Source organism: Flagellimonas crocea (genome assembly GCF_033441595.1).
Taxonomy (GTDB): domain Bacteria; phylum Bacteroidota; class Bacteroidia; order Flavobacteriales; family Flavobacteriaceae; genus Flagellimonas; species Flagellimonas crocea.
Window position 1 is genome coordinate 1 of the sequence record NZ_JAUZVX010000005.1, and the last position, 14,389, is coordinate 14,389.

10 protein-coding genes are annotated in these 14,389 nt (G+C 41.5%); 7 read left to right on the forward strand and 3 right to left on the reverse strand.

Annotated features, from left to right (window positions below):
• From SD449_RS16345 to SD449_RS16375, 7 genes are all read left to right on the forward strand, one after another.
• Positions 1 to 1,416, forward strand: a 1,416-nt coding sequence (locus SD449_RS16345; RefSeq protein ID WP_318312118.1) for a T9SS type B sorting domain-containing protein, incomplete at its 5' end; no start/stop codon positions are given.
• Between the two features lie 13 nt (positions 1,417 to 1,429).
• The gene (locus tag SD449_RS16350; RefSeq protein WP_318312119.1) at positions 1,430 to 2,374 is read left to right on the forward strand and encodes a PorP/SprF family type IX secretion system membrane protein; all 945 of its coding nucleotides are present in this window, start codon (positions 1,430 to 1,432) and stop codon (positions 2,372 to 2,374) included.
• 25 nt (positions 2,375 to 2,399) lie between these two features.
• The gene (locus SD449_RS16355; RefSeq protein ID WP_318312120.1) at positions 2,400 to 3,410 is read left to right on the forward strand and encodes a dienelactone hydrolase family protein; all 1,011 of its coding nucleotides are present in this window, start codon (positions 2,400 to 2,402) and stop codon (positions 3,408 to 3,410) included.
• Positions 3,411 to 3,606: 196 nt separating this feature from the next.
• Complete coding sequence (locus SD449_RS16360) at positions 3,607 to 3,990, forward strand: hypothetical protein (protein ID WP_318312121.1); 384 nt, start codon at positions 3,607 to 3,609, stop codon at positions 3,988 to 3,990.
• Between the two features lie 291 nt (positions 3,991 to 4,281).
• Positions 4,282 to 4,947 carry a hypothetical protein gene (locus SD449_RS16365; protein WP_318312122.1) on the forward strand — a complete coding sequence of 222 codons (666 nt, stop codon included), beginning with the start codon at positions 4,282 to 4,284 and terminating at the stop codon, positions 4,945 to 4,947.
• 827 nt (positions 4,948 to 5,774) lie between these two features.
• Positions 5,775 to 7,601: a sensor histidine kinase gene (locus tag SD449_RS16370; RefSeq protein ID WP_318312124.1), complete on the forward strand. Its 1,827-nt coding sequence runs from the start codon at positions 5,775 to 5,777 to the stop codon at positions 7,599 to 7,601.
• Positions 7,602 to 7,612: 11 nt separating this feature from the next.
• Positions 7,613 to 8,365, forward strand: a complete 753-nt coding sequence (locus SD449_RS16375; RefSeq protein WP_318312125.1) for a LytR/AlgR family response regulator transcription factor — start codon at positions 7,613 to 7,615, stop codon at positions 8,363 to 8,365.
• A 3-nt stretch (positions 8,366 to 8,368) separates the two neighbouring features.
• On the opposite strand, the gene SD449_RS16380 is transcribed toward SD449_RS16375, so the two are convergent.
• The 3 genes from SD449_RS16380 to SD449_RS16390 all read right to left on the reverse strand — a co-directional run bounded on the left by SD449_RS16380 (position 8,369) and on the right by SD449_RS16390 (position 14,107).
• A complete protein-coding gene (locus tag SD449_RS16380) occupies positions 8,369 to 8,950 on the reverse strand; it encodes a precorrin-2 dehydrogenase/sirohydrochlorin ferrochelatase family protein (RefSeq protein WP_318312126.1) in 582 nt (193 codons plus the stop codon).
• A gap of 70 nt (positions 8,951 to 9,020) precedes the next feature.
• Entirely contained in the window at positions 9,021 to 9,962 is a 942-nt protein-coding gene (locus tag SD449_RS16385) for a PorP/SprF family type IX secretion system membrane protein (RefSeq protein ID WP_318312127.1), read from the reverse strand.
• A 2-nt stretch (positions 9,963 to 9,964) separates the two neighbouring features.
• A complete protein-coding gene (locus SD449_RS16390) occupies positions 9,965 to 14,107 on the reverse strand; it encodes a T9SS type B sorting domain-containing protein (RefSeq protein ID WP_318312128.1) in 4,143 nt (1,380 codons plus the stop codon).
• Positions 14,108 to 14,389 lie beyond the last annotated feature (282 nt).

The window sequence follows — 14,389 nt, forward strand, 5'->3', positions numbered from 1 at the left end:
ATTCAGTTCACCTTTGCCAACGTGCCCGACGGGGACTATACCATAGCCTATGACGGGGGAAGTTTCCCAAACGTGGCAGTGAGCGGGGGGACGGCCACCGTGGAAGACCTGCCAGCGGGCAACTACAGCAACCTGAGCATTGCCGTGGGTAGCTGTGCATCACAACAAGATCCCGATGTCGTGCTCTCATCACCGGACGCCCCCACCATAGCCGCCGTGCCCGTACAGCCCTCAACATGCGGGGCCAGCGACGGACAGATACAGTTCACCTTTGCCAACGTGCCCGACGGGAACTATACCATAGCCTATGACGGGGGAAGTTTCCCAAACGTGGCCGTATCATCCAACGCCGCCACAGTAACGGGGCTACCAGCCGGCAACTACAGCAACCTGGCCATTGCCGTAGGTAGCTGTGCATCACAGCAAGGTCCCGATGTCGTGCTATCTGCTACTGGCTTTACTATAATCACTAATGTTCAAAACGGAACTTGTCTAGAAAGTAACAATGGCTCTGTTTCAATAATAATTGGAGATGCTGTTTTCCCTGTTACGGTTCAGCTCAACAATATGGAACCTATGATTTTCAATACCAATTCATTTTCCGTAGACGATTTGTCACCTGGAAATTATGAGTTGAGCGTGGTTGATAGCATGGGTTGTCAAACCAATACAGGCTTTGAAATTCAAGCTGGCGGCCCTAACCTAGATGGTTCAGTGGATGTAATGTATTTGTGCGAGGCAAACTTACCGTCGAATAGAATCCTTGTGACTTTATCGGATCCGTCAATTAGTAATGATGTGCTCTATTCCATGGATTCTACGAACGCCAACGATTTCATGTTAAGTCCAGATTTTGAAAACATCAGTCCAGGAAATCATAGTTTGTTCATAATGCACAACAATGGTTGTTTGGCAGAGATTCCTTTTGAGGTTGAAATTGTTGAACAATTGGAAATGACTTTGACTAGTGAGTACGTGAACGAAATAACTGCAACGGTTACTGGAGGAACAGCTCCATACACCTACTATTTTGATGATAATAGTGGAACTTCTTCGAACACATTCAACATCGATAGAAGTGGAACTTTTGTGGTCAGAGTTGTTGACAACAAGGGTTGTGAGATTATCCAAAGTATCACTATGAACTTAGTTGATGTTACCATTCCTGACTTCTTTACCCCGAACAATGATGGAAAAAACGATACTTGGGGGCCTAGAAATGCAGAATTGTTCCCAGATATTGAGACCTACATTTTTGACAGGTATGGAAGGAAACTGATCATCACGGGGCCGACAGAAGAGTGGAACGGGGAATATGATTCCAAACCAATGCCTTCCGGGGATTACTGGTATATCGTAAAGTTAAATGATGGGTCTGGACGGGAATTCGTTGGCCACTTTACATTATATAGATAAAATTAACTGATAAATGAAGAGAGTTTTAATTTTCTTAATATGTATGAATCTGTATCTCGTGAAGGGACAAGAGCTGACCATACCGCAATTGTCCCAGTACCTATCGGATAATTCTTTTTTAATGTCACCAAGCTTTGCCGGCATTGGGGATTATGTAAAGGTCAGGATGAATGGCGTGACACAATGGGTGGGTATCCGGGACGCTCCGGACACCCAATCGTTGTCGGCCGATGTTAGGTTGGGCAATAGATCTGGCATTGGAATGGTAATCTATAACGATTCCAATGGAGAAACAAAGCAGCGGGGAGGTAAGGTGGCTTTTGCTCACCATCTTACCATCAATAAGTATGATGAAAAATACTTCTCTTTTGCACTGTCCTTTAATCTCAATCAAATTAGAATCGACATTGAAAATTTTGATCCCAATGACGATTTAGCAATTGATAACGATAGATCTTCGAGCAACCCAAATTTTGACGTGGGCACTTTGTACAGGAGCGGGGGATTTTATTTGAGCGTCAATGCATCCAATATTCTTAATAAGGAATTTAAAAAGTTCAATCCAATATATGAACCGAATACCTTAAGAAACTATTACATCTATTCAGGGTATCGGTTTAGAAAAAGTAGGCAGGCAGATTTTGAAATAGAACCTTCGGTCTTTTTTCAATATTTTGAAAGTGATGGAAGGTCCATTACGGATATCAATACCAAGTTTAAATGGTATGATTATGCAAATTATTATTACGCCGGTTTCACCTATAGATTTTTGAACGATCAAGTTGGCGCTCCTTTATATCTAGCACCGATTATGGGACTCAAAAAAGGTGATTTTTATTTTGGTTATTCCTATCAGGTGATTATGACCGAAGTTTTGGGGTATTCATCTGGCACCCATGTTTTTACCTTAGGAATTGACCTCTTCCAAGGAGTTTCGAACTGTAGTTGCACTTATTAAAATTTAAATTAAACACTTTATGATTATGAGAGTATATTCTAAGATTATGGAAAAATTAAGCTTAATGCTTTTTTTTACCACATTGATTATTTGCCTATCCTGCAGCAAGGATGAAGATGGATCTTTTGGCAACGGCTTGGAGGAAATAAAACTATCCCTCAACACCAAAGACACTATTATTCATGTAACCGTAGATAATTATAAGATTCCGATTTATTTATCCCTTCCCAGCAATTGTGACAATCAAACTTATCCGGCAGTTGTAGTTATGCATGGTTCCGGTGGAATGTGGTCCGATGATGATCCTGATACTAAAAAAATGTCAAGCCAAAGTCGAGATTGGCAGGAGATTTTTGAGAATAACTGTATTGTTGCTGCATTCGTTGACAGTTACTCTGGAAGGGGTGTGAAGGAAAGGACCGGAAAGTGGACAAGCGCGCCCGACAATTTTAGAATCAGTTCGCAATTTGTCCGTCCCAAAGATGCCAATATCGCCTTGGAGGTACTTAAAGGCTTAAAATTTAGTGATGGTAAGTCTGTTGTAAGACCACAGGATATTGGAATATTGGGCTTTTCCGATGGGGCCAGCGCATTAGCTGCAACATTGTACGACACCAGTAACACACCTGCAGATTGGGAATGGACGCAAAGCTTTGATGGAAAAGATTATGATTTTTCTTCGGGAGTACTACCTCCTCAACCAAAACCAAAAAATGGTTTCGCCGGAGGAGTGTTCTACTATGGTGGATCTTCAGGGTATGGTTATTGGGGAACGGGGCCTTGCAATGAAGACGCCTCCAAAGAAAATATTTACCAACCTTATGCGCCCATATTATATCAACTCCCTTCGAAGGGATACCTGACCGAAAACAATCTTTGCATGGTAGATTTATTAAAAGAAAAAGGAATACCTGTAGAGCTTAATATTTATGACGGTGTTGGACATGGATTTGACACAGACGACAATAGCCAAAGCTCTCTAGCTAGGACCAAGACAATAATTTGGTTTAAAACCCTATTGCACATCAATGAATAAAAAAGCCCAATAGCAACTTCTCTTTCAATGAGTGTTTTTTGACAAGACACTTATTACACTTCTTTTCAAATCATGGCCGCTAAATAAAAACTGGCCATCTAAAGGAAGGAAACAAAAACCTTCAACCTCCAAATAAAAGATTGAACCAATGGCCCAAATAAAGGGCTAAAATCAGAACACCTAAAATTAATTGACAATGAAGGAAAATTTTCTAGAAAAATGGATCTTAGACCTTATAAAGTCTGAATACGAGTTTGGAAACATCCCTAAACATGCAAATTACAAACTCCGTGAACGGATGGATGATTTTATAGAGGTGACCATTGAATGGATGGACTCGAACAACAACAGTCACAAAACTGTTTATCATGCAAGAGCCTATGGAAAAATTAAAGTGAACAGTAGTTTGGAGATTGACAAGGACCCCATTTTTGAACTTGAGAACTATTACACTTTAGAAATTCACACCTACGTAAATCACATTAAAAGAAATTACAGCACTCGGAAGATTGCGAATTATGATGTTATGGGTGTCATAGGGCAATTGGAAAATACCGGCGATTCAAATGAAAACAATTAGTCACTTTTTGAGAACGAACTCGGTAAAATTGACCAAAATGATGTTTTATCAGAAAATTCTAAACTGTGTAATCCTCTTTTGAAGCGATGCATTGTCCGTTTTTATGCCAAAACGCTTTAAATAAGGATAATACGATGGTATTTCGTCCTGAAAAAGCAACATTTAATCGATGTGTTTTCATTCGTCAATTGAGAGTGCCAATCCGTCCATTGGTGGCCCAGACCTCCATATATTCTTCGTTATTTTAGGTATGATTTAAGTTCCCAGATTTTAAACCTAAAAAATGTTGTTATGCAATTGTTGACCATAATTTGGACTTTGGTATGTGCAGCCTTGATAATCGGCTACCCTATCTATCTTTTGAGGAAATCAGCTTCTCTCATAAAAAACCATGAGGAGCAATATAGACCTCGAAGGAGCAAAACAGTAGAGTTACTTTCTTTTGACATCAGGGAGCAATTGCCTGGTTGGTCCTTTACTTTGGAGGTACCCCAGATTACTGAGGAAATACTTGAGAACAATGCCATCCTGTTCTATCTGGAATCTGATAGTTCTTGCTTAAAGCTTCCTTTAAAAAATGCAAAAATCGGGTATACCGCCAAGGTTTATAAAAACGTGGGCAAGGTCTATGTAACATTTAAATCCATAAAAGATGGAGTCTCGAACTTTTATGTTCCTACATGGCACTTGAGAAAACTTAAAGTATTGATCATTAAATCGAATGACAAGAAAACTTACCAGGACTGGAACATTGATCCGAACAAATCAGTAATCCATAAAAATTTGACCAAAGCAGGAATAAACATCAATGATTATGAAGATGTGCTTGGATATTTCAGCAATATCGCTTCAATAGATTTTAAAGGACATTTTGTTGCAAAAATGCCTAAGCAAAAATCCTTCATATCTGTAATGCACAAGCAACAAAATGAACAAGAGTTTTATCACTCTGCTTAAATATAATCAACGAGGTCAGACTATTTAGTGTTCTCCTGTAACGTAATGTGGGATTTTCCCTTAAAAAGGATGTCCCACTTTACAAAAATCCAAGCTCCCTATAATTTTCATGAACTCAAACTGGTTATCCGTAAACCCAAAAGGCCTATACGTCAAATGAGGGCGATTTGTTTAAGCCAACCATAGTAGATTTAACCCATGAATTAGATATAAAATTAGGCCGTACAGATGAACCTCGAGTTCTTGCCTTTGATTCTGGCGATAAAGGTAGTGCGGCCTAAAGTTTTATATAATTTCTCTTATTGATTATACTCACCATTAGTAATTCCTTCAGCTGAGAGCAAGTATGGGGTTATGCTGCGCAACAGTTCTTATTAGGAATGAAAGTGGTGAGTTAATTTTTTAAGAACCTTAACATGACCTATTTTCCGTATTTTAGAGTAAATAAAATTACAAAAATTAGGTTTTAAGGTCGTAATTGTTACTTCCCCCGAAAAAATGCTTAATTTAATAATGGTGAAGCAAATCTCATAATTGTGTGCCATGGTTAAAACTCAAAACACACTTTAATGTGGCCTAAACCAAAAATGATTCTGGTAACGGTCTAAACAACTATATATACAATATGAAGTATGGGCTCTCTAGAAACTACGAATCTTTTTTGTTCAGCCCTTTTGAGCACAGGATAGAACATCCCTAGGAACCAAATATATAAATAATAATCAATTTCTTATATAAAATGAAAGAAAAATCTTTTTAAAAAATCAATCAAGCTAAAAAGTCAACTACTCTAAATGCAACATTCGATAAATAAAGTTACCCTCACAATGAACAATTCATATGTTGCTTTGCTATTTCTTCTTTTTATATCCTTCTTTAAAGGGGCCTCCATCTCGGCTCAGAGTGTTTCCGATGATAGAGCCACCAAAGAGATTCCCACCACCTATTTTAAAGACACCCACAACAACCTGGACATTGGTGATATTTTGGGCCATGATTATTCATTTGAACCGTTCAACCATAATTCCATAGATGATCTTGACGCCACCTACTGGGTACGTCTCGATTTTAAAAGTGAATTGGATACCTTGGAAACACAGGACGAATGGACACTAAGAACTTTAAATTTTGGTGAAGCCACGCTGTACCATCAAGATAAGGGCACCATACAAAAAAAGTATTTTGGAAAATTCAACGGTTCCAACGACCGACTTTCCGTTGGTCACAATAATGGAGTTGATTTTAGTAAACCGGATTTAATCGATAGCCGCTATCTTTATGTAAAAGCCAAGGCCCAATCTTTTCCGAGAAAGGTGACGTTTCAATACTTATCGGCTGGTGCAAACCGTTTTTATACGCAGTATTATACCCAAGATGATTTAAGGGCCATTTCCTTTCATCAGCTGTTCCTGGGAGCCTGCCTGATTTTCTTCCTGACCTTTTTGGTCATGTATTTCAATATTTTTAGGCTGGAATTCCTTTTCTATGCCCTGTATGTTCTCTTTTTGGCAATATACTTGGGAGGCCCCTACATTAATCCATCCATATTCGATTCCAGAATGGGATATTGGACCATCATCATTTCTCAGGTCGCCATCAATCTTTTTTATGTGCTCTTTGCCATTTATTATCTCGATACCCGAAAAAATTATCCAGAACTCCATGCATTGCTATATACTATAGTTCCCATATTAATTTTGCTAATCCTAGCGGACTACGTCGCTTTCAGGTTGAATGAATTCATGGCAAAGCATTATATCTTGACCTTTCAAAGGGTTATAATGACGGTCCTAGGTTTATTTTCCATGCTCTACCTCCTATTGAAGGCAAAAAACAAGCTGGCATACTTTATTGTAATAGGATCCTTTTTTTATATGATGGGCGCATTGGGATTTTTGTTTACATTGAACCAGTACCTGATGATCATCGGTGCGGTTATCGAGATACTTCTGTTCTCATGGGCCCTCGCCTATAAAATAAAACAGGATTACGAATCCAAATTAAACCTTCAGCACCAAGTCTCCTTAAAAGAGATTACGGCACTCCGCTCCCAAATGAATCCCCATTTCATTTTCAATTCTTTAAATTCCATTCAACATTTAATTCTTAAGGACGATAAAGTCTCGGCACTCTCCTATCTCTCAAAATTTGGAAAGCTTACAAGAAACGTGCTTGAGAGCTCCAACATGTCCACCGTAACGCTTGATGAAGAAATAAGCCTATTAAAATCCTATTTGGAGCTAGAATCATTGCGGTTCAATAATTCCTTCCAATACACTATTGAAATTGACGAAAACATTGATACCAAATTTATTGAAGTTCCTTTGATGCTCATTCAACCATTTGTGGAAAATGCTCTTATTCATGGATTAATAGGCAAAAAGGAAGGAGAAAAAATTCTGAACCTTCGTTTTTTAAAAAACGGTGATTTCCTTGTTTTTCAAATTGAGGACAACGGCATTGGCAGGCACCATAATATGAGTGAATCTTCCAAATCAGAACAAAAATCCCATGGAATGAAAATCACCCAAAAGAGATTAAAAATGCTAGATCCAAATAATCAGGACAAAAATGACGTTGAGATTACAGATAAATTCGACGCCAATGGAAACCCAATGGGTACCAATGTGACAATAAGAATATATAACCCCTAATAAATAACCTTATGATTTTAAAGGCAGTAATTATCGAAGATGAAAAGCACAGCAGGGAAACCCTGAAATCCATGCTTGAGGAATTCTGTAAAGGTGTACAAGTGATTGCCATGGCCGGCTCCGTTGAGGAAGGTGTAAAGGTATTGTCCATTTACAGTCCCGATATTGTTTTCTTGGACATTGAACTACAGTCCGGGGTAGGTTTTGATGTACTCAACCAAATAAAGGACCCCAATTTTGAGGTTATTTTCACCACCGCTTTTGAAAAATATGCCATTAAGGCCATAAAGTTCAGCTCGCTGGATTATTTGCTTAAACCAATAGATTTGGATGAGCTGCAACAGGCCGTGGAAAAGGCAAGGACCCGAATGGATACCAACGTGTACAGGGAACAACTGGACACCTTGATGCAAAGTGTCAACAAGGGGAAATTAAGGCCTGAGAAAATCTGTTTGGCCACCACTGCCGGGATGGAGTTTATTGCCATAGACGACATCATAGCCTGCAAAGCAGACGGCTCTTATACCTGCTTTATGTTGGAGGACGAAAACACACTTTTGGTGAGCAAACACCTCAAAGAATATGAAAACCTTCTTGCGGAACACCAATTTATGCGCATTCACAATAGTTACGTCATCAACCTGAAGAAGGTGAAAAAATATGTGAAATCCGATGGAGGTTATCTTATTATGAGCAACGATCTTGAGGTAAACATTTCGCCCAGAAAAAAGGACGATCTGATAGAAGCCATGAAAAAGTTATAGGGTTCATTTCTTTTTTTGCACCAAACCTTTGGTGAACTCGTTCAAGGCCTCCACCTTTTCCTCAAAGTCACCCTTTAAGGTTTTGCGGTACTCGTTCAAGTTGTTCACGAGGTCATCAATGTTCTCGGGTATTACATCCTCAAAAAATTGACGCAGGCGCTTTGCCGTAGTCGGGGATTTGCCATTGGTGGAAATAGCCACTTTAACATTGCCCTTGGTCACGATTCCACCCATATAAAAATCACAAAAGGGCGGATTATCCGCTACATTCACCAATTTGCTCAGCTTTCTGCAATCGTGGTACACCTGCTCGTTTACCTCAGGCCTATCGGTACAGGCGACCACCATATGCTTTCCCTGTAAATACTTCTCTGCATATACATCCTTGGTAATCTCGACATTGTGCTTTTGGGCCAATTCCAAGGTGTCGGATAAAAACTCAGGAGCCACCATTTGTACCTGTGCGTTGGGACTGGATTTCAATAAAAAAGTCAATTTTTCCAATCCAACGTTCCCTCCTCCCACAATAAGTACATTTAGGTTGGAAACTTTCAAAAAAATAGGATATAGCTCATTCCTTTCCATAGCAAATCAATTTTAGCAACATACACAAAGCTAAAGATACTGACTATTTCTGGCCAAAGAATAGGACGTATTAAAATGTGGGCGCCTCCTTTTGTTTTTTGGGGGATTTGAACTCGTAGCGAATAAAAAGCTCATGGGATCCACCGGTATAGCCCGCCAAATTGGAGGTTGTGAGGTCGTATGCATAACCGGCACTAAAATTTGGGTTGATCTGCATGCCCAGCAAGGTGGAGAAAGAATCGTCCCAGCGATAGGCCAACCCAAAAGTGAAGGTTTCCCTGAGCATGGCATTTACCGAAACATCGGCTATGATCGGGGCTCCAGGTACCCATTTCACAAAGAAGGCAGGCTTTAGCTTTACATCCGGTGTCAAATCCAAAACTTTGCCCCCTATAAAGTAATAGTGCAAGCGTTCCGCAGCCACTTCTTGTTCTTCGCCATCATAATGCTTTTGTGAAAAAAAGTTAGGTATGGCAAAACCCAAATATCCTTTCTTGGTATCATAGAACAATCCTGCCCCAATCGTAGGGAAGAACTTGCTCTTTATATTGTTTTGAAAGGCCATATCCGAATCTTCGGTGAGTCCTTTTGAAAAATCTACGTCAAAAATGCGACCGCCAAGCTTCATCCCAAAAGAAAGTTTTCTGTTGGCACTATCCAATTGAATGGTATAGGAAACATTTCCGTCCAACGATATCTCCGAGGAAGGTCCCAGTGCATCTCGAGAGATAATCCCTCCCACCCCAAGTTTATTTTCCAATGGTGTGTCAACCGCAAGCACCTGTGTATTGGGAGCACCATTGATGCCCACCCATTGCGAACGGTGCAGCAACAAGGCGGTCAAATGTCCATTGTTACCGGCAAAGGCAGGGTTAACACTCATGGTATTGTACATGTACTGGGTAAATTGGGGATCCTGTTGTGCATGTAAGGAAATTGAGCACAAGAGAAGAAGCAGCAAACACAATTGCCTATACCCCTTCGTTCTATGTTTTAATGATACAATTCCCATTTTTATCTGTTTAGATACAACCAATCCGTTCGCGGTTCCGAGCCATCTCCCAAATCCAACACATAATAGTAGGTGCCTACGGGCAGCTGATCTTCGGGTTGAATCATGGCACGTCCGTTCGGCGTCCCGTCCCAATTATTTTTGTACGATTTTGTCTGGAATACAATATTCCCCCATCTGTTATACACCTGAAGTGTATTATTTGGATAGCGATCCAAGCAATCAATCTTGAAATAATCGTTTACACCGTCCCCATTTGGAGAAAACTCGTTATAGACAACCAGGCAACTTGGTTCCACGAATGTTTCGGCCATATTATTGCTTTCATCTGTGTCCCATTGATCTACATAGACCAAACCGACCCTGTTCATATAATCATCTATATCCTTGACCTCGACCGTAAGCGATAATGTCGCTGTTTCAGAAACGGCAAGGGATTCAATTTCCCAAAAAGATGACTCGGCATCATAAGTTCCTGTCGATGTTTCAGAACTGATAAAATCATACCCCAAAGGCAGTTCTTCCTGTATCCCTAAATTCGTGGCGTTATCCAAACCTTGATTCGTTACAGTGATTTCAAAAACTACTACGTCCCCTATATTGGGCGTGGCATTGTCCACACTTTTGGTGATGGAGATATCCGTGGTTTGAGGCACTACAAAAGCAGTTGCTTCATCATCATCGGAAATGCCATCGGCAAAATCATCCTCATCCGTCCCTGTTGATGAATCGCTGTCAGGGTCAGGATACAAGCTTGCCGAAACAAAAGCCTCGTTCAAATATTCATCTTCAATACCTGTTAGTGCATTGACCACGGCCAAAATTTCCAAACTTTCGGAATCTTGATTTAAAATAGTTCTGTTTACTTGCCATATTCCTGTTGCCGCATTGTAAACACCGGCAGTTGAGCTATGTGAGTCGTAGGTGTACCCTGAGGGCAGCATATCGGTCACCTCAATGTTTCGGGCATCGGACGGGCCATTGTTGGTTACGCTGACCACAAAACGAACCACATCGCCCACGTTGGGGTTCTCATTATCAACCGTTTTGGAAAGGGACAGATCGCTCAAACCTCCAGGAACCGGGATAACGGTGGATTGATCGTCTTCAGCACCTAAATTGTTGTTCGGTGTGGAATCAGGGTCGTAGGTATCCAAAGCAATCAGTTGGGCCGTATTCTTATATTCGCCACTGGACCTTATTATGGCCCTTATTTCCAAAGTTTCCATTTCGCCGTTCCCAATGGCAGGCAAATCCCAAGAACCCGCAATTTCATCGTACAATCCAGATGAAGTTGTTGCGGAAACAAATTGGTAACCGTTCTCCAGTTCATCTTCAACAATCAAGCCTGAAGCATCGTTCGGGCCGTCGTTGGTCACTTGAATCGTAAAAATGATCTCATCCCCAACTTCGGGATTCATATCATTTACTGTTTTCGATACTGAAATGTCCGTCACATGTCTCGGCGTTACCGATTGTTCGTCTTGATCGTCTTCTGATAGTATGTTGTTGTCCGGCGTGGAATCGGCATCAAAAAAGGTCGCATCCACAACTTCCGATCTAAATGTATAATCTCCGGATGTATTTACTTCGGCAACTATATTGATTTCCGTTTGCGCTCCAAGCCCGATGGTGCCCACATCCCAAATACCATTATTGGGATTGAACACGCCACCTGAATCGTTGGAGATATAAGTAAATCCATTTGGCAATATGTTCTCCACCTCTACTCCTATAGCGTCACTTGGACCCTGATTAACTAGGGAAACCGTAAAAACCACCTCGGTTCCCACATCAGGAAATTCGTTGTCTACACTAACATCAAGAGCCAAATCAGCGGATGGAATGGGCGTGGTACCAGCGTTGTCCTGATCATTTTCAAAGACATTGTCGTTGTTGGGAATTGAGTTGGGATCATATTGGTCGGAAGCAAAAACTTCCGTCACATTAAAATAATCCCCTGTATTGTTCACTGTGGCCACAATGGTCAAGGTTTCAGTGTTTCCATCGGCAATGTCGCCGTTGAGTACCCAAAGTCCGGAAGATGCACTGTAAACCCCTGCCGTTGTCGAATGCGAAGTGTAGCTATACCCATCCGGCAATAAATCCATCACTTCAACGCCCGTGGCACTGCTGGGTCCGAGGTTTGTGATACTAATGGTAAAAATGACATCTTGTCCAACATAGGGACTCAAAACATTCACCGACTTTCGCAAAAGAAGGTCGGCCACAGGAATTACAATCGGTTCGATTGTCTGTTGGTCGTCTTCCGATTCGTTGTTGTTGTTCGGTGTGGAATCTATGTCCTGTTCCGCTACGTTGGTCAATTCAGCGGTATTCCTGTAATCTCCGGTTGCCAAAACAAGAACGGTCATCACCAGGGTTTCTGACCCTCCACTGGCAAGATTTCCGACGACCCATGACCCGTTTGTTCCATTGTAGGTACCGGTTGAGGCAGTTGCATTCAACAATTGATAGCCCGTTGCCAAAACATCGGTCACCACAAGATTAGTGGCATTGCTAGGACCATCATTCTGTACGGTAACGGTAAAAACAATTTCCTCCCCTACTTCAGGTATAAATTGATTTACGGTTTTGCTAAGGGAAATATCTACCAACGGTTCTGGAACTATCGAAACTTGGTCTTGATCATCCTCTCCGGGTTGGTCATTGTTGGGTGTGGAATCCACATCGGTTTGGTCATGGCCTGTTATTTCAGCCGTATTGTTGTAATCTCCGGAGGCATTTACTGTAGCCCGTATGCTAAGACTGGTGGTTCCTCCGCTTGCCAAAGAGCCCACGTTCCATATTCCAGTGACCTCATCGTACGTACCGCCACCATTATCGGACTCATAGGAATATCCCGAGGGCAACAGATCGGTCACTTCAACAGAGGTCGCCTCACTGGGACCATCATTGGTCACGGTCAGTGTAAATCTTACATTGTCGCTCACCAAAGGGGGAGACTTGTCAATTTGCTTTATCAACGATAAATCGATCAATGGTTCAGGAACCACAGCCACAGTTGCCTGATCGTCTTCCGAAGGGACTCCATTCGATGGGGTGGAATCGATATCGTAAGCATCCGAAGCTAGTACTTGGGATGTATTGGTGTAGTTTCCCGTGGGATTTACCAGAACATCGATGGTCAAGGTCTCCGTAGTCCCATTTGCTATATTGTTGATGTCCCAAAACCCATTGGCAGGGTCATAAGTACCGGAGGTCGCCGAATAGGAGACAAAACTGAATCCTGACGACAACTGGTCCTCTATCCTTACATTGGTTGCGCCATGCGGCCCATCATTGGAAACTGAAATCTCAAAACTTATCTGTTCGCCTACATAAGGGGACAAATCTCCGCCGACAACGAACTTGGTCAATGAAAGGTCCGCTTGAAGCGGAGCGACCACCAAACTATCCTCATCATCTTCACTCTGGTCCCCATCATCGTTGTTAGGGGTACTGTCAACATCCAATTGGTCCGCAGAAACAACTTCTGCGATATGCGTATACTCTCCTGCGTTCCCGGTAGGTGTTTGCACGGTGGCATTAAAATTTAAAGTCTGTGTATTGGCTCCTACGGGAACATTGATTCCCACCCAACTTATCATTTGGGCACCGTTGACGGATCCAGAGTTATCGATTGCCGTAATATTGGCAAATCCTTCGGGCACCGAATGTTCTATGGAAATCCCTGTGGCATCGGTATCACCAAAATTGCTCAGGTTGATGGTAAAAGTGACCACATTGCCAATATCGGGCTGTGGGTTGCTCGCGACAATCCCCATTTCCAAATCAATCCCTTCAATGGTAATACCAACCGTATCGGAAGCCTCATCGCAAGTGGCATCGTTCACCGTCCACTCGAAAATATATGTGCCCAATGTGGCATTTAAAACTTGGGTGTTCGGGTCGTTTACATCATCAAAGGTTATCAAGTTCGGTCCGGACAACTGCAGCCAACTTCCCGTTCCGACCGGCGGTGTATCCGCATTTAAAAAAACGGATGTCACCTGTGAAACAGTTTGATCGGGACCGGCATTGACCGCACAAGCCTGAGCATGCCCTTTTTGAAGCGAGATAAGCGCTAGAAAAACCGCCAATAAAGAACACCTGAAAATTAGGGAGGTTTGAGGTTTGGTCATAGTTTGGATGATGAGGTCTACCTTACATAGTAAGACATACCCAAACTTATCAAGAACGGGCTAGAATGGAGAAGTTATGTTGTATGCAAAGATGGTTTTGTTGTGAAATGGCACATAATTGATGAAAGAATTACCTTATTTTTCTCATATATCTTCCATCATTTTTCAACTCCGAGATCAGAGCATAGAAGCAATTGCCCAAACCTTGGGACACATTTTAAAAATAGTGAATCCATTTAAAGAAAAAAAGCCCCGATTTCTCGGGGCTTCAAGGTTTTTTTA